The sequence below is a fragment of the Aquimarina sp. AD1 genome (assembly GCF_003443695.1).
Lineage (GTDB): Bacteria > Bacteroidota > Bacteroidia > Flavobacteriales > Flavobacteriaceae > Aquimarina > Aquimarina latercula.
Window position 1 is genome coordinate 2,499,118 of record NZ_CP031966.1, and the last position, 17,902, is coordinate 2,517,019.

At 31.0% G+C, this 17,902-nt stretch carries 19 protein-coding genes; 13 read left to right on the plus strand and 6 right to left on the minus strand.

The annotated features are described in order from the left end of the window. Positions 1-8 precede the first annotated feature (8 nt). The 3 genes from D1815_RS11035 (at position 9) to D1815_RS11045 (ending at position 2,806) form a co-directional block, all read left to right on the plus strand. Positions 9-1,202 carry a DUF1501 domain-containing protein gene (locus tag D1815_RS11035; protein WP_118386978.1) on the plus strand — a complete coding sequence of 398 codons (1,194 nt, stop codon included), beginning with the start codon at positions 9-11 and terminating at the stop codon, positions 1,200-1,202. Positions 1,203-1,543: 341 nt separating this feature from the next. Further along, positions 1,544-1,885 carry a hypothetical protein gene (locus tag D1815_RS11040; protein ID WP_027392373.1) on the plus strand — a complete coding sequence of 114 codons (342 nt, stop codon included), beginning with the start codon at positions 1,544-1,546 and terminating at the stop codon, positions 1,883-1,885. Positions 1,886-1,981: 96 nt separating this feature from the next. Further along, positions 1,982-2,806, plus strand: coding sequence for a class I SAM-dependent methyltransferase (locus tag D1815_RS11045; RefSeq protein ID WP_118386980.1), 825 nt, complete (start codon positions 1,982-1,984; stop codon positions 2,804-2,806). 13 nt (positions 2,807-2,819) lie between these two features. Here D1815_RS11045 and D1815_RS11050 read toward each other — a convergent pair whose 3' ends face one another. Beyond that, positions 2,820-4,418 (minus strand): SulP family inorganic anion transporter, encoded by a 1,599-nt coding sequence (locus D1815_RS11050; protein ID WP_027392375.1) that lies wholly within the window; start codon positions 4,416-4,418, stop codon positions 2,820-2,822. Positions 4,419-4,569: 151 nt separating this feature from the next. Between D1815_RS11050 and D1815_RS11055 the strand changes: the two genes are divergently transcribed. Then, on the plus strand, positions 4,570-6,315 hold the full coding sequence (locus tag D1815_RS11055; RefSeq protein WP_118386982.1) for a M14 family metallopeptidase: 1,746 nt from the start codon (positions 4,570-4,572) through the stop codon (positions 6,313-6,315). A gap of 2 nt (positions 6,316-6,317) precedes the next feature. On the opposite strand, the gene D1815_RS11060 is transcribed toward D1815_RS11055, so the two are convergent. After that, the gene (locus D1815_RS11060; RefSeq protein ID WP_027392377.1) at positions 6,318-6,998 is read right to left on the minus strand and encodes an ATP-binding cassette domain-containing protein; all 681 of its coding nucleotides are present in this window, start codon (positions 6,996-6,998) and stop codon (positions 6,318-6,320) included. After that, positions 6,995-7,912 carry a hypothetical protein gene (locus D1815_RS11065; RefSeq protein WP_035084855.1) on the minus strand — a complete coding sequence of 306 codons (918 nt, stop codon included), beginning with the start codon at positions 7,910-7,912 and terminating at the stop codon, positions 6,995-6,997. The genes D1815_RS11060 and D1815_RS11065 overlap by 4 nt, the downstream gene beginning before the upstream one ends. Positions 7,913-8,476: 564 nt before the next feature. Between D1815_RS11065 and D1815_RS11070 the strand changes: the two genes are divergently transcribed. From D1815_RS11070 to D1815_RS11100, 7 genes are all read left to right on the plus strand, one after another. Continuing rightward, complete coding sequence (locus D1815_RS11070; protein WP_027392379.1) at positions 8,477-9,313, plus strand: phytoene/squalene synthase family protein; 837 nt, start codon at positions 8,477-8,479, stop codon at positions 9,311-9,313. A 25-nt stretch (positions 9,314-9,338) separates the two neighbouring features. Next, positions 9,339-10,037, plus strand: coding sequence for a lycopene cyclase domain-containing protein (locus tag D1815_RS11075; protein ID WP_118386984.1), 699 nt, complete (start codon positions 9,339-9,341; stop codon positions 10,035-10,037). Between the two features lie 137 nt (positions 10,038-10,174). Further along, positions 10,175-10,825: a carotenoid biosynthesis protein gene (locus D1815_RS11080; protein ID WP_158594455.1), complete on the plus strand. Its 651-nt coding sequence runs from the start codon at positions 10,175-10,177 to the stop codon at positions 10,823-10,825. A 41-nt stretch (positions 10,826-10,866) separates the two neighbouring features. Further along, positions 10,867-11,442: a 1-acyl-sn-glycerol-3-phosphate acyltransferase gene (locus D1815_RS11085; RefSeq protein ID WP_158594454.1), complete on the plus strand. Its 576-nt coding sequence runs from the start codon at positions 10,867-10,869 to the stop codon at positions 11,440-11,442. Beyond that, positions 11,439-12,542, plus strand: coding sequence for a glycosyltransferase family 2 protein (locus D1815_RS11090; protein WP_027392381.1), 1,104 nt, complete (start codon positions 11,439-11,441; stop codon positions 12,540-12,542). Before D1815_RS11085 ends, D1815_RS11090 begins: the two co-directional genes overlap by 4 nt. A 26-nt stretch (positions 12,543-12,568) precedes the next feature. Next, a complete protein-coding gene (locus tag D1815_RS11095; protein WP_027392382.1) occupies positions 12,569-13,264 on the plus strand; it encodes a M48 family metallopeptidase in 696 nt (231 codons plus the stop codon). Positions 13,265-13,282: 18 nt separating this feature from the next. Then, positions 13,283-14,386 carry a DUF4056 domain-containing protein gene (locus D1815_RS11100; protein WP_118386988.1) on the plus strand — a complete coding sequence of 368 codons (1,104 nt, stop codon included), beginning with the start codon at positions 13,283-13,285 and terminating at the stop codon, positions 14,384-14,386. Between the two features lie 52 nt (positions 14,387-14,438). On the opposite strand, the gene D1815_RS11105 is transcribed toward D1815_RS11100, so the two are convergent. Continuing rightward, positions 14,439-15,407, minus strand: a complete 969-nt coding sequence (locus D1815_RS11105; RefSeq protein ID WP_118386990.1) for a hypothetical protein — start codon at positions 15,405-15,407, stop codon at positions 14,439-14,441. Between the two features lie 81 nt (positions 15,408-15,488). Continuing rightward, the gene (locus tag D1815_RS11110) at positions 15,489-16,094 is read right to left on the minus strand and encodes an NUDIX hydrolase (protein ID WP_027392384.1); all 606 of its coding nucleotides are present in this window, start codon (positions 16,092-16,094) and stop codon (positions 15,489-15,491) included. Between the two features lie 8 nt (positions 16,095-16,102). Between D1815_RS11110 and pyrE the strand changes: the two genes are divergently transcribed. Together pyrE and D1815_RS11120 are read left to right on the plus strand one after the other, a co-directional pair. Next, positions 16,103-16,744, plus strand: coding sequence for an orotate phosphoribosyltransferase (pyrE, locus tag D1815_RS11115; protein WP_027392385.1), 642 nt, complete (start codon positions 16,103-16,105; stop codon positions 16,742-16,744). Between the two features lie 12 nt (positions 16,745-16,756). Beyond that, positions 16,757-17,149, plus strand: a complete 393-nt coding sequence (locus tag D1815_RS11120; protein WP_027392386.1) for an orotate phosphoribosyltransferase — start codon at positions 16,757-16,759, stop codon at positions 17,147-17,149. 9 nt (positions 17,150-17,158) lie between these two features. On the opposite strand, the gene D1815_RS11125 is transcribed toward D1815_RS11120, so the two are convergent. Continuing rightward, the gene (locus D1815_RS11125) at positions 17,159-17,890 is read right to left on the minus strand and encodes a biotin--[acetyl-CoA-carboxylase] ligase (RefSeq protein ID WP_118386992.1); all 732 of its coding nucleotides are present in this window, start codon (positions 17,888-17,890) and stop codon (positions 17,159-17,161) included. Positions 17,891-17,902 lie beyond the last annotated feature (12 nt).

Sequence of the window (17,902 nt, forward strand, 5' to 3'; positions counted from 1 at the left end):
CCCTAATTATGGACAGAAGAGATTTTTTAAGACAATCAGTTTTTGCATCAGGAATAGCATTAGTTCCCTCATTCCTGAAAGGGATGGAATTTTTAACACCAGAACAATTATCAGGATATAAAAATTTAATCATTATTCAACTATCAGGTGGTAATGATGGTCTAAATAGTATTATTCCTATTAATAATGATATTTATTATCGTTTAAGACCTACCATTTCTAAAAAAGCCATAGAAACTTTAAAAATAACAGATGATTTGGCGTTTAACAATAACTTGAAAGAATTAAGAGAGTTATATGATCTAGGAGAAGTGTCTATAATTAATAATGTAGGATACCCGAACCCTAATCGGTCTCATTTCAGAAGTACGGACATCTGGCAAACGGCTAGTGATACTAACCAGTATTTATCCTCTGGTTGGGTAGGCAGATATCTCGATGCTAATTGCCAGCATCCGTATCAAGCAATAGAGGTGGATAATTCACTATCACTTGCTATGAAAGGAAAAGATTTAAATGGTATTGCTGTTTCTGACCCTAACCAATTACATCGAACAACAAGAGAACCTTTTTTTAATAATCTAGCGAAGAATACTAATAAAGAAATGCTCGATGAGGATAATCAAGGGTATCTATATAAAACAATGCTAGAGACTCATTCATCCGCAGCTTACATTTATAACACTTCTAAAATCTATAAAACCAATATAGAATATCCACAATCAACATTTGGCAGAAATCTAAAAACGATAGCTGATTTTATAGTATCTGGATTAAAAACACGGGTTTATTATAGTTCTCTAGGTGGTTTTGATAGTCACGTAAATCAAGTAAATAGTCAAGACCGTTTGCTTAGTGTATATTCTAAAGCAATTGGAGCTTTAGTAAAAGATCTTAAAAAGAATGATCGATTTAAAGATACGCTAATACTAACTTTTTCAGAATTTGGTAGAAGAGTAAAACAAAATGGAAGTCATGGAACCGATCATGGAGCTGCCAATAATGCAATAGCTATAGGAGGTTCATTAAAAAAAGTAGGTGTCTATAATGAATTACCAAATTTATCAAATCTTGATGCTAATGGAGATATCAAGTATACGATAGATTTTAGAAGTATTTATGCCACAATTTTAAATAATTGGTTAGAGGTTAACGATCGACAAGTCTTGGACAACTATTTCAAAAAGCTTTCTTTTGTATAAAGTATTACAAGTTTTTCCAACGAATCAAACCCTTTTGCATACTATGTAAGTAGTTAGTTACAAAATTAAAAAACTTATACCAAAATACAGGCCTTAGTACTTTAAATAAAAACAAGACAAAACTTACTAAAAATCAATGCTTTTACACTTTATCAAAACTAAAAACAAGGAAGAACTACAAAAAACATAACACATTTTTTACGGTTTTACCGTAAAAAATGTGTTGTTTGTCGATACAAAACAACTCTTCATCTAAAACATGTCAAATCATTTCATTACATAACTATTTGATTGTAAATTTGATACAAATCAAGTAGTAAATTCATTAAGCCCCAAAAAATATGAAAACTATAATTCTTTCCATTTTTGTTTTGTTTTCTCTTTCTACAATTAGTGCTCAAGAGACCACTTCTACAGAACCAACAAAAGCTGAATCTAATAATGTAAAGAATACTAAAGTTGATTTTTATCAGACTTTAATTGCTGTGAATAATTTTGATATTAAAATTAAGAAAGTAGAAACTACCAGCGTAGAAACTAAAACTGATTTCTATAAGACCTTAATGATTAAAAACGGTTTTATCAATGATAGCGAAAAAACTACCCGTTTAGCTAACAACAACCTAAAAGATAAGGACTCTACAATTACTGATAGCACACAGATTACTGGATTATTGCCATAATTTTTTGAATATATATACACTAACCGCACCACTATTTTCTTGCTTGATATAGTGGTGTTTTTTTTTAGTTAAGTTTAGAAAAGCTTACATTTATGTATGCAAATTCATGAAACCGCTTTTATTGTTTCCACATACCGTTCATATCACGAGAATGTAAGTAAAGATATCTATGCTAAATTATGGAACAATCCTAAAACAGAAGCTCTTATACCATCAATTACTAAAGCGATATCTAAGGAAGAACCTATCTTACACAGTATTAGGAATAGATACTTTTATGAAAGATTGAAGTCTTTTTTTGACAAAAACAATGGAGGAACACTGATCAATTTTGGAGCAGGCTTTAGTATGTACCAATTCTTACTGAATGATCATGTATCAACCATTGAAATTGACAAAGCAGATATTATTGAATACAAAAAGAGTAAAATAGATTTGTGGACTCAAGAAGGTAAATTACCAAAACGTGATGTTCAATATCTAAGTCTTGATTTTAATCTAGATTCTGAAGAAAAGATGATTAGTTCATTAAAAAAAATGATTACAAAAGCACCTACTTTTATAGTACTGGAAGGTGTATTATTTTTTCTAAATAAAACTATTACTCAAAAACTCTTTACCATATTTAAAGGATTACAAAAACAAGGTGATCTTATAGGTAGCGTATCGTATATCCCTGAAATTGAAAAACTAGAAGTCTATAAAAGATTACTCAATTATTTTGATTCTCATAATGACGCTAATGATGCATTTGCTCATCAGACTATTCCAAATTCATATTATGAAAATCTCGATGGATATATTTTAAAAGAGCATATCGATGAGTATCAATTATCCAAACAGTATAATCCAGAATCTCAATTAGCTAGTGCAAAAGAAATACTTAATGAACATATGTATCTTCTAGAAAGAGTTGATTAAATATATCTAAACCTTATTTCATAACTTTGGCCATCACATGATATCTCGGATCATCAATATCATGTTCTATAACATTTGCCAATCTTGGAGAAGCTTTAATCATCAAAGCCTGACACTCTTCGCTCAAATGTTTTACACGCACTGTTTTACCTGCTTCTTCATACTTACCTACTAAGTTAAAAATAGCCTCTAATGCTGAATGATCACTAACTCTAGATTCGATAAAATCAATTTCTACATTTTCTGGATCATTTGCCACATCAAACTTAGAGTTAAAAGCCTGAATACTTCCAAAGAATAATGGCCCCCATATCTCATAAACTTTAGTCCCATCTTCCTTAATGTGCTTTCTTGCTCTAATTTTTTTCGCATTTTCCCAAGCAAATGCCAATGCAGACATAATTACTCCTGCAATAACGGCAACTGCTAAATCAAAAAACACAGTCAATGAAGAAACTGAGATCAATACAATTGCATCTGTTAAGGGAATTTTATTTAGTATTCTAAAACTAGACCAAGCAAATGTACCTATCACTACCATAAACATTACACCAACAAGCGCTGCAATAGGAACTTGCTCAATTAATCCTGATGCAAACAGTATAAACATTAACAAAGTAACTGCTGCAACAATACCTGATAAACGAGTACGTCCACCACCTTTTATATTAATAATCGATTGTCCAATCATAGCGCAGCCACCCATTCCTCCGAAAAGACCTGTAACTATATTTGCACCACCTTGCGCAAGACATTCTCTGTTAGAATTTCCTCTGGTTTCTGTAAGTTCATCAATAAGATTAAGTGTCATTAGCGACTCTATCAACCCAATTGCAGCCAAAATCAATGCATATGGCCCTATAAACTTAAATGTTTCCCAGGTCATCGGGACTTTATTAAAAATATCAAACTGAAATTGTGGTAATCCTCCTTTTAGACCTTCTCCTCCCCCATCTTTAATAAAACTACCCACTGTAGCAACATCCAATTTACCCAAGATTACAATAGCCGAAACTACCAAAATAGCTATTAAAGCTTCAGGAAACTTAGCAGTAGCTTTTATTTTAGGAAGTCCCCACATAATCAACATTGTTAAAGCAACTAATCCCAGCATTAAAAACAATCCCGATCCCTGCATCCAAGCTTTTTCTCCTTGAACATACTCCTTAAACATTCCTAACTGAGAAAGGAAAATTACAATTGCTAATCCGTTGACAAATCCCATCATCACTGGATGAGGTATTAAACGTACAAACTTACCAAGCTTAAAAACACCAGCGAGCATTTGGATAACACCCATTAAGATAACTGTAGCAAAAAGATAATACAATCCTAATTGTTCACCCTCTGCTCCCATAGCATTTCCTTCTGCCACAAGACTCACCATAACTACAGCAAGTGCTCCAGTAGCACCAGAAATCATTCCAGGACGCCCTCCAAAAATAGAAGTAATTAATCCAATCATAAATGCCGCATACAAACCCACTAAAGGATCTACACCAGCCACAAATGCAAAGGCTACCGCTTCGGGAACTAAAGCTAAAGCTACAGTCAATCCTGATAGAATATCATTTTTGGCATTTGCCACTCTTTTTCTTACAAACTCAGTCATAATCAGTCTATTTTGAGGGTGCAAAAATACAGTTATTTTGTGTCCTGACAAGTAAAATCATAACCTATCTATTACCAGAACAAAACTAAAACGTTATAGAAGATCTTAAAAATATAAAACTTAGTATATTTATGCCTAACTCATAATGCTCATGCGAACCATCACTCTCATTATCAGCTCACTGTTGATTATATCTTGTAATTCTACTCAAAAAGATACTGCCGAAAACTTTGATTTTACCACTATTTTTGAAAAAAGTAATGGCACAGAGACTCCAACATATCCAGAAGTTATTACCTATTATCAAAATTTATCCAAAGTCTACCCAGAAATCAATATTCAAGAAATTGGAAGTACGGATAGTGGCCACCCGCTTCATATAGTAACACTCAATCCAGATAAAATATTTGATTTCGAAAAAATAAGACGTGACAAACGTATTTTATTGATCAACAATGGAATTCACCCTGGAGAAAGTGATGGTATTGATGCAACTATGCTTCTTTTTAGAGATATTGCTAAAGGGATGATCAAAACGCCAGAACATACTGTTTTAGTTACAATTCCGGTGTACAATATTGGAGGTGCGTTAAATAGAAATTCTGGAACTCGAACTAATCAAAATGGTCCTAAAGCATATGGTTTTAGAGGGAACTCCAGGAATTATGACTTAAATCGAGATTTTATAAAAAATGACACAAAAAATGCACAGACGTTTGCAGAGGTTTTTCATTTAACGCAACCAGATGTTTTTATTGATAATCACGTTAGTAATGGTGCCGACTACCAGTACACACTAACACATCTATTTACTCAACACAATAAACTAAACGGAAATCTTGGTGATTATTTACACAACCAAATGCATCCACAGTTAGAAAAATCGCTATCCAACAAAAATTGGGACATAACACCTTATGTAAATGTTTGGGGAACAACACCAGATAAAGGATGGACACAATTCATGGATTCTCCTAGATACTCTACAGGATACACAACGCTATGGAATACCTTAGGAATGATGGTAGAAACTCATATGCTAAAACCATATAAACCAAGAGTACTAGGGACATATGAATTAATGAAATCTATGATCGATATCACCGAAAAAGATGGAGAAAAAATAAAAGATCTTCGGCAAAAAGCTTTTACCGACTTACCAAAACAAAATACATATCCGGTAAATTGGAAAGTAGACACTACCAACGCTACTAATTTCGATTTTAAAGGATACGAAGGGTTATATATAAATAGCGAAATCACAGGTGCTAAACGTTTAAAATATGATCAAAATAAACCCTACACCAAGAAGGTTAGATACCAAAACTATTTCTCTCCAACTTCCGAAATTACTATTCCAACTTCATATATAATACCTAAAGGTTGGTGGAATGTCATTGATAAATTAGACCTTAACAAAATATCATACAAAGCTGTACAAAAAGACACTACAATCTCTGTAGAAGTATACCATATAAAAGATTATAAAAGTCGAAAAACGCCATATGAAGGACATTATCTTCATTATGAAACTACAGTCAAAAGAAGCACCGAAATAATAACTTTTCGAAAAGGAGATTATATAATCCCTACAAATCAAAAAGGCTTTAGGTATTTACTAGAAACATTAGAACCTGAAGCCCCAGATTCATTTTTCAACTGGAACTTCTTTGATACCATTTTACAACAAAAAGAAGGGTTTTCTCCTTATGTTTGGGAAGACAAAGCATTAGAATTATTGGAAAATGACAGTAATCTTAAACAAAAGTTTGAAGAGAAGAAAAATGACACTGTATTTGCTAAAAACTGGTATGCACAATTAGATTGGATTCATAAACAATCTGATAATTATGAGAAAGCACATATGCGCTATCCTATTTATCGAATCCTAAAATAACTTTATGTCAGATTTAGTTTATCTATTTTAACCTTAATTCCTGATGCTTGCATCTCTTTTTCGATACTCTCGAATTGAGTTTTATCTACGCTTTTTATGATACTACCATTTTTTAGATAATGTAAATAATCGCAAGTTTCATAAAGTGTTGAAAAAATGTGGGATGATAATATTACTATTTTATTAAGTTGTTTTAACTTAATAAGAATTTCATTAATGACAGTATTGCTATATATATCAACTCCGTTAAAAGGTTCATCTAGAATAAAAACATTATTATTCTGCAATAATATACCTGTTAACGCTAATTTTTTCTTCATTCCTGTAGAATACCTTTCTGCGTATTGTTGCAAGGGTAAGTCAAAAATATTTTTTTCGCTAAAATCATTAATTTTAATATTCCTAGCATTACATAATAATTGCAAATACTCTTTTCCTGTAATTTTAGAAAGAAAATAAGGATCTGTAGGTAAAAACCCCATTACATTCTTCATATTACCTGCATCATAGTCGATAGAACCATTAAAACTTTCCATCCCAGAAATAGATCTAAACAAAGTAGTTTTTCCAGCTCCGTTCTCTCCTACTAAACCATGAACTTCGCCAGGATTAAATGTTAGATTAACATCATTCAAGACATGGTTATTACCGTAATACTTATCTAAAGATTTTATTGATATCATTTTAGCAAAAGATCTAAGTTATTCAAAGCTTTATTATAAAAATAAGGTAATGTTATTATCATTAATGGAGGAAACAAAATACACAATACTCCAATCACTCCTTGCATAATCTCTAACCCTTGACTCCGAAAAGCATATTTCATAAATACAAACATTATCAAATATACCCAACCTAACATTAAGAAAAGTACCGCTATGTGTATCTGATTCAAATAAAATACAGATAAAAACACAAACATTGGAATAGTTAGCAGAAAGCTATATTTGATAGCAATTAATACTTTATGCATTAAAAATTCTTTAGAATTCATTGCATGTACCCATATATAAAATTCTGGATCCTGTTTCATGTAGTAACCAGAACAGGTCAAAAATACAGCTACGATAGCAAATAAACCCAAGTTAAAATTACCTTTAACAACAGCAATAATTACTAAACCATATATCAATAAAAATATCCAAAAAGTTTTTCTAAACCCTATTATAAACTCAGAAGGTTTTTTACTAAATGGTGTAGGTACTATTAAAGAAACTTTACTTCTTTTCTTAAACAACGAAACTAACAATGTCAATAAAAGCATAAAAACTACTTCCACATAATATGATTTATACAACAAGAATATTGCAAACGGTAATGTTCCTAGCAAACTATTAAGCAATTTGATTTTTTTGAGATTGTAACTTGAAAAATGTTGTTTTATAAAATCACTATGTCCAGAGCTACTAAACGAATAAACAAAAGCGGCACTCAATGCTATATAAAAATAAGATGCATAAGGTACTTTGTTAAAAAAAAATATTGACAACCAATAAAACAGTACAATAATAATAGGATACCCTATTATTGGCTCTGTACCAAAATCTTTAAAAGATCGGTAAAGACGCTTACATTGCAATTGATAATAATATTTCAAAAGTTATTTATTAAAAAAAGAATCTCTATCATTGGTCATGTTTTAGCCATAAAAGTTACAATGTTCCCAAATATCTGACTTCGAAAAAAGATTTTCTAAAAAGACTATCTATCGTTTTAATTTACCTAAAAAAATCTTAGTGACTTAAAAAACACAACCATAGGTAACAGAAAACTTATTCAACAACATATAGCTTCATATAATTAATCAATAAACTTTTATCATAATATTTAGCACTATTTTCATGTACCTGTTGAATTATAACAAATATTTACAACGTTTTATTATTAAACCTTAACGATAATCAAACTGTTCTATAGAAGGTTTATTGAATAGTTTTATTGCAAATTTAAAAAGTGGGGTAGTTTGAAAAAGATGATTACTTTTGCAAATGATATTAACTTATCAAAATACTAGAAAACAACAATTAGGAATTAAATAGTTTTAATGCTTAAACAATCTATTGAACTGATTGCTATCACGTAAAAAAATAGATTAAAGTAAAGAGGAAAAATCATACTCCGCTAATGCAAAATTGCATTAAAAAAATTTAAAAAACGGGAAATGAAGGGATTATTTGATGATGTATCATTTAAGTGCAGTAAGATAGTTACACAAAATTATAGTACTTCATTCTCTATGGGTATCAAACTGTTTGACAAATCAATAAGAGATAGCATATTTAGTATTTATGGATTTGTACGTTTTGCCGATGAGATTGTCGATACATTCCACGATTACGATAAGACTACTTTGTTTTCGAATTTTGAAGAAGATTATTACCGTGCTTATGATCAAGGTATAAGTCTTAATCCAATACTAAACTCATTTCAAATAACTGTTCGAAAATACAACATTGATGATGAGTTAATCCAGGCCTTCTTAAAAAGCATGCGCAGTGATTTATCAAAGAAAGAGTTTGATGATAATGAGATTAAAGAATACATATATGGATCTGCAGATGTAGTAGGATTAATGTGTCTTAAGGTTTTTGTAAACGGTGATGAAGAACGTTATCAGGCTTTAAAACCCGCTGCAATGCGTTTAGGCTCTGCTTTTCAGAAAGTAAATTTCTTGCGTGACATCAACGATGATATTAATCAGTTACATCGCATCTACTTCCCTATCTTACGGGATAACGAACTAACTGAAAATATCAAGAAAAAAATTATTGAATATATTAATGAAGATTTCAAAGTAGCTCTAGAAGGTATTAAAGAACTTCCGGACAACTCAAAAAATGGAGTTTATGCAGCATATCTTTATTACACTAAGCTTACCACCAAAATAGAGTATACACCTGTTGAGAAATTACTGAATGAACGAATTCGTATACCAAATAGATCTAAAATATGGACATTAGCGTCTATTTACATCAGTAACAAACTTAAACTGGCATAGAACACAATACTAAACTTTACGAACTATGTCTCTATACCTAATTATACTTATTATATCACTTGCTGGACCATTGGCTTTGAGTTTTGAAAAAAATCTTAAACTATATAAGCGTTGGAAATTTTTAATTCCAGCAATACTAATAACTATGGTTATTTTTGTTGCTTGGGATATCATTTTTACTCATATTGGATGTTGGTTTTTTAATCCAATTTATAATTCTGGAATTTATATAAAAAAGCTTCCTTTAGAAGAGTATCTATTTTTTATTGCAATTCCATACGCTTGCGCATTCTCTTTTTATGCGGTTAAGTTTCATTTCCCTAAATTCAAAGTAAATGAGAAATGGACTAAAATTTTAACTATTTTAATAGTAATAGCATCCCTTACAATTTCATTATTAAACTACGACCTCACATACACTTTTGTTAATTTTCTTGTTTTACCAGTAATACTTTTATTAGGTTACTATTTTTCAAGAGAAGTAGTACAATATTATTTAGCTATATACCCAATTTTACTTATTCCATTTTTCATTATTAACGGAATACTAACTGGCACAGGAATTGAGCAAGCCGTTTTTGACTATAACCCAGAAGTAATACTAGGAATTCGTATTCTTTCAATTCCGCTCGAAGATATGTTTTATAATTTTTCATTGCTTTTATCGCCCTTAATGCTTACTCATATTTTTGAAATGAGAGCTAAAAAAAACAAACAGGTATGAAAATTGCATTAAAGGATTTCAGAATTCATGGCTTGTATTTATTTGGTGAGCATGTTTGTTCATTTAATGAAATATCAATCTGTTTAGCAAGCACTAAAATTATTGCTAATAAAACACTCTCATGATAGATGAATCGGATGATTAAATACATTATTAATGAGGGACTTCCTATAACTTTTATAGTTTTTTATTGCGTAGGGTTAGTTTTGTATTTCACACCTATTACTCATGATCTATTTATACTAATTACGCCATATACCTTAGTGCTTGTTTCTGCAGCAGTCTTTTCCCATCACAAAGAATGGAGTTTAAAAACGATCATAGTTTTAGCCAGTATATTTATATCAGGTATACTAATCGAAATTATTGGTGTAGCAACCGGTAAAATTTTTGGAACTTACACTTATGGTCAAGGACTTGGTATTAAAATAATAGACGTACCAGTTATTATTGGTCTTAATTGGGTCTTCTTAACATATGCATCAAACGGAATAATATCTAAATACACATCAAAAAATAGTTTGATCATTGTGGGCGCTGCATTATTAATGGTATTATACGATATCCTATTAGAAAAAGCAGCTCCGTTGATAGATATGTGGATGTTTTCTAACAACGAACCTCCTGTAAATAACTACATAGCTTGGTTTCTATTAGCTTTACTGTTTAATTGGGTAATTCAGAAGTTCAACATAAAAACAAACAATCGCCCTGCACGTTGGTTATTTTTTATTCAATTTGGCTTTTTTATAATTTTAGTTATTCACCATATTTATACACTGAAATGATACGAGCGAATCATAATAAATACTGGGTGAAATTTTCTTATTTGTATACCAAAATACTAATAGGATTTTTCTTTAGTAGTATTAAATATAAAGGTGAATATGAAGAAAAAGGCCTTCCTATTTTAATGATCAGTAATCATTTCTCTTTTTATGATGGTTTTATTCAAATCTTATTAAATCTAAAAGTCTTTAAACGAAGGTTTAACTTTATGATGCTTGAAAAAGAATTGAAAAAAAACATGATGCTCACCAAAATTGGTGCAAGTTCAATCAATAAAGGAAAAAGGTCTAGTATCGCTAGCCTTGATTATGCTGTCGAAATGCTAGAAGACAAAGAGAATCTATTTTTATTTTTCCCTCAAGGGAGAATCCAAAGTATCTACACAAAAGAATTTACTTTTGAAAAAGGGTTACTTTCTCATATTTTAGCAAATACTAAAAATGATTTCCAATTGGTATACAATATTAACCTTATTAATTATGGCACTAAACTAAGGCCAGATATATCTGCGTACTATGAAACACATACTATTACTAAAAATACAAATGCCGAAGATGTAGAACGACAGTTTAATCGTTTTGCAGAAGTGTGTTTTACAAAACAAGGTGTAAAATGATCTATTTCTGTTATTTTTTAATAATCTTACTTAGTATCAGATTGCTGGTAGCATTTGTTAATTACCTTTCGTTTGCGTATTTACCAAAAACAACTTCATTAACTTCTGTTCCGTCTGTTTCTATTTTAATACCAGCTCGTAATGAGGAAGAAAATATCGGAACTCTACTAGAACAACTATCAACATTCCAATATAATGAGCTAGAAATCATTGTCTATAATGATCACTCGACGGATAAAACGGAGAGTATTATTAAACACTGGGCAGCCCTCAAACCTAACATTAAATTATTAAATGGGGATACGCTTCCAAAAGGTTGGCTAGGTAAAAACCATGCTTGCCATCAACTCGCAAAGGCTGCTACTGGTAACATATTACTTTTTTTAGATGCAGATGTAAGTGTAAAAAAAGGGGTAATCAAACGCAGCATTAGTTATCTTCAGCAACACGACCTACACTTACTATCGATATTTCCAAAGCAAATAGTTAAATCTTTTGGCGAAAAAGTTTCGGTACCTTTAATGAATTGGGTTTTATTAAGCATCCTTCCAATTTACCTAATAAGAAGATCAAAAAATAAAATTTTTTCAGCGGCTAATGGTCAATTTATGATGTTTAAAGCTGCTACATACAAAGAAATATGGCCTCACGAAAGATATAAATCTAACAAAGTAGAAGATATAGCTATTATAAGACTATTTAAACAAAAAAAACTAGCCAGCGACACACGTTTAGGAGATAATGATATTTCTTGTAGAATGTATGTTGGATTAGATGAAGCTATTGAAGGATTTATAAAAAACATATTCCAATTCTTTGGTAATAGTATTTTAGTGACTATTACTTTTGGAATACTAACAACTATCGCACCATTCGTAGTATACCTATACATGGGTTTATGGTGGCTAATTGCTTATCTTTTTGGCATTGTATTCATTCGATTTTTTGTCATGCTAGCAAGTCAACAATCAATTGTTCTAAACCTACTATTAGTCCTACCACAGCATATTATATTTCTTTTAATAATAATTAAGGGGCTCATCAATAACAAACAGAAAAAACTAATATGGAAAGACAGAAATATATTACAAGATCTATAATTTCGATCATAACTATACTGTTTTCAATGCAATTAGGCTTTTCTCAAAGCCCTTATCGTGATCCAATTTACAAAGCTTATTCAAGAGGTAAAATGGATAAATGGTACGAATTAATGCATTCTTGCGAAAAAAATGCTAATCCCAATAATTTCGAAGAACAATTAGAGCTTATCAGTTACTACTATGGCTATACCGCTTGGTTAATTGGGGCAGAAAAAGATGATACAGCTGAGGAATACATCGATAAATCAGAAAGAATTATAGACAAGTTACTAGAGAAATCCCCAGAAAATGCAACTTTGTTAGCCTACAAAGGAGCTTATATCGCATTTACCATTGGTATCTCTAATTTAAAGGCTATTTACCTAGGCAGAAAAAGCATGAGATACATAGATAAATCTATTGAACTTGACCCAGAAAATATTCAAGGAAATATCGAAAAAGGAAACTCTATGTATTACCGCCCGTCTGCTTTTGGTGGAGATAAAGCAGAAGCGATTAAATACTACATTAAGGCAGTTAAAAGCTTTGAAAAACAAGGATTGGTTGTAAATAATTGGATGTACATAAACACAATGACGGCTCTAGGGCAGGCTTATGAAGCTACGGACCAAATACAGTTAGCCAAATTATGTTATGAGAAAATAATGCGAATATTCCCAAACTTTATGTGGGTTGAAGATGAACTCTATCCTGATATGATAAAACGTAATAATCTATAATATTTATCATCCTACTTCATGAAATTTATTATTTATAGGACAACATTAGAACAAGTAAAAATTTTTACATTTTTAAGCATTTTTATTACTTCCATAAACATTAATGCCCAAAATACACCAATAGATAACAGTATTAATCTAAGTAAAACTCCCCCTAGAATTATAAGGGCTTGTTGTGCTTTTGGATATGATTTAAAAATATGGGGAATACCATTTGTTTCGATTGATCAAGTTATTAGTATTGATGATTTGAACGAACATCATTATATGGGTAATAAGGATGAAGGAACGGGAACTATCTATACTAATAAAGGTGGTTTTATAGACATCGGCCACTTACGAGATCAAATAGATTGGACTCGTTATTTATACACTACTATCGCACACTATAAAGGAAAAGGAAAAGTAACCATACCTTTACGTAACGAAGCTGGTCGTAAAACTTTATACTTAAATATACCCGAAGATCTAAGCACCGATGATTCTATTTTATTGGCAGGAAAAATAACATACGATCTCTCTCTCTGGCATGAGATTTCTACTTGGTTTGGAGCATCAACCATCCCATTTATACCAGAAAAATTTTCTAGTTTTTCAGTTGAGGATGTATACTCTAACTTACTTGGGATACACGTAGGAATGAAAACTTTACATTCAAAACTACCTTTTAATAAGGCGGCAACATTGAATATTGGAACCACATTGGACAGTTTAGGAGTTGTTAAAACAGCAAAAGAAACCTATGATGCATATGATGCTATTCATAACAAGTGGTACACAAATAAAAAACGAATCCCTAGTTCTAAAATCACGTTAAAACGTGACCCCGATATACTTCATTCCAGCCGTCCTTGGATAATTCCTAATCAGACAAGCAACAGTACTGACGCTATTGTCTTAGATGTACCCCTTTTAAACACTAAAGGAGAACCTCTTACCAATTTCTATCAATTTACAATTGACCTTAATTATAGATTTCCTGTAGAAGAAATTTTTCCAAATCGAGAAAGCAATCTCATAAATCAAGATGACTTTAGCATCTTAATGAAAAGAATCGCTAATGAAGTACAAATCATGGAACAAAACACCTTCGACGAAAGAGAAGAAAGTTCTAGGAAATAGCAATCTTCTAATATTGCAGTAATAATCTCTATAAACTAGAAATAAAAGAAGTCTACTTTTTTATAGTATTATATAATCTTTCCAACTCCTTAAAAACATCCTTAGAGTTAACAAAAAAAGATTCCTCCTCCTCATTACTATACCTAATGTTATCCCCTATTACTAAACTCCCTTCATAATCTTCAACATTACGTCTAAATGGATATTTTAATCTCCCCAAAACACCTGTTTCTATATTACCTACAAATATACTATCAAACATATCTGGAGCACCGGAAAATTGAATAATTAAATATTTATCAATTAAGACTACTTGTAATACAGAATCCCATCTTAATTTTTCAGGACTGCCAGTTAAATTAAGATCATTCACTAAAAACCATTTTTGTAAATCTCCTTTTTTAACAAAAATTCCGTGAGAGGTTTTATATATTTTATATTCATTATCGCTTACAACTAACTCTGGAGAAGACTTATTATAAAAATGACAATTCCCGCAATAGGATAAAAAGGCTATTTTATCTTTCACATGAAACAACGAATCTTTCTCGTCTAATAATAAATTTAACGTATCATTATTTAAGACAAGAGAATAATTATCAGGGATTTTAATCTTTTCAGTATTCCAATCAACTTTAGGATAAATAATTAAGTTAAAGTATTTATTTTGAGATATTTTTTTCTTTGAAGAATATCCTTTAAAAATCCACTCAAGAGAAGAATCTGGTTTTTTCCTTGGTTCTGAAAATAATTTTTTCTGAATAACTGACAAGAATGGTTTGTTTTCAGGTTTACTTAATAAAGCAGGAACAGGATAAATACGTTTCATCTCACAATAACAACCAAAATCACTGAATTTATAGACTTCATTACTATTTCCATTCACAATTTTAATATCAGTCCCTCCAAATGTACTCCCACTTTCATAAAAAGAATATAAGGTATCTAGTACATTATCATTATTAAAATCTTCAATCACAGGAGGATATTCCTTATATGATTGAGCCTGTAAGTTTATCATTAACATTAAAAAAACATATCGAATACAGGACCTCTTAATAAACATACTACATCTCTTAATCATAAATAAGTAAACTTATTATCACAAATACTCATGTGAAAACAACTGTCTAATATTTGCATATGAATCCTTAAGTGCCTTTCGAGCTTTTTTTGCATCTTTCCATTTAACCTTCATAATCCCTTCATCTTTCTGAGGTATTAAGATTCCTTTATATTCAGTTTTCATTTCAAACCAATAGGTAACCTTTAACCTAAATTCTCCATTTCTTTTAAAAACATGATAGGTTCTATATAAAAACTTGGTGATTTCTAAACCAGAAACACCTGTTTCCTCCTCTACCTCTCTAATAGCAGTTGTTTCTATATTTTCTTTTTTTTCGGCTTTCCCTTTTGGTAGATCCCATTTACCATTACGGTGAATAAAAAGAATCTCCTTTTTCGAATTATACACCTTACCGCCTCCTGCTATTACTACAGGCAACTTTGTGTACAAATGATCTAATAGCTTTTCCTCGTTTTTATGATGAAAATGATATTTTACCTCCTTGCCCTTATTTTCTTTAAGCAAAATATCCCTTATAATTTTAGGAAAATCTACATCTTTGATATGAATTGTCTCGCAATCCTCAACAGACTCTTTTGTTGAAAGAATAATAGGCGTATTATTCACAAAAACTTTATACATTTGCAACTATGATTTTTGATAAAAATACAGCTAAAAAAACCGCTGAACTACTGTTGCAAATTAACGCAATTAAATTACAACCACAAGAACCTTTTACATGGGCTTCTGGATGGAAGTCTCCAATTTACTGCGATAATCGTGTTACCTTGTCATATCCCGTTATTCGCAATTTTTTACGAGAGCACCTTGCTAAATTTATTGAAGAAAAATATGGAAAACCAGATGTTATTGCCGGTGTCGCAACTGGTGCTATAGGTATTGGTATGCTAGTAGCAGAACACTTAAACCTTCCATTTATCTATGTTCGACCAGAAGCAAAAAAACATGGAAGAAAAAATCAAATAGAAGGAATCGTTCCTTCTGGTAAAAATGTTGTTGTTGTAGAAGACCTAATTAGCACTGGTAAAAGTAGTCTTAATGCTGTAAAAGCATTAAAAGAAGTAAATGCAAATGTAAAAGGAATGGTAGCTATTTTTAACTATGGTTTTGATATAGCTTCAGAAAATTTCGAAGAAGCGGCATTATCTTTGCATACTTTAAGCAATTATGAAAATCTTCTTGAACAAGCATTAGATACTAATTACATTACGCAAGAAGAACAAAAAACACTACAAAGTTGGAGAACAAATCCAGCAGAGTGGAATCAATAAATTTTTATTTCGATGAATTTAGAAAGCCCTACAGTAACTGTAGAAAAAACTCAACAAGAAGTATTTGAATTTTTAACAAAAGTTGAAAACTTCGAACAATTGATGCCTGAAAGCAAACAAAAGTTTGAAAAATTAAATGACTCAAGATTTCTTTTTCAACTAAAAGGAATGCCAGAAATTGTTTTAGAACAAAAAGGAAGCACAGAACACTCAACCGTTATTCTTGGAGCAGCTAGCGAAAAACTGCCATTTACACTTACAGCTAATATTGTGGATATAGAAAATGGAAAAAGTACAACGCAACTTATATTTGAAGGACAATTCAATGCTATGATGGGGATGATGATCAAAAACCCTATTCAAAATTTCATTAATACTTTAAGTGAAAATATTAGTAAGATTTAATTACTATTATTAATACAGCAGTCTTATTTCTTTTAGATCAAAACTTTGTATAACCTCATCTTCTAGAAGTATTTGAAGCTTTCCGGCTGAAGTAATACTCTGGATAATACCAACAAAAGAATCCCCCTTTACATCCAAAAATGTAGAGGGTTTATTTTTTCTGAATAGTAAAGATTCATATTCTCTTTTTATATTTTGGAAATTAGAATTATGAAGTATAGAAAATCTATATTCTAGTTTTGCTAACAAAACAGACAATACTTCATCTATATCAAAACTCCTACCTAAAACTTTTTTTAGAGATCCCGCTAACGGAAGATTATCAAAATCCTGTTGATTTACATTTATACCAATACCAATAATTGCTCCTCGTAATCTGCCATTATTAACAACATTCTCAATTAAAACACCACACATCTTTAACTTATCTGACAGAATGTCGTTAGGCCATTTAATGGATAACTTAGGCAACTTTAACAAATCCAAAGCATCATAAACACCTAATGAAACAGTCATTGAAATATAAAACTGTTCCATAACATCAAGGTCATTAATCGGCACAAACACACTACACGTAAGGTTTTCTCCTGGATTACTTTGCCAAGTTGTTCCCATTTGTCCCTTACCTTCCAATTGTTCTCTCGCTACAACGCAAGTAGATTTTGTTAAATATTTCTCCCGATTCATATCCCTCAGGAAAGTATTTGTAGAGCCAATGGCATCAACTTTGATTATATCCATAAATAACGATGT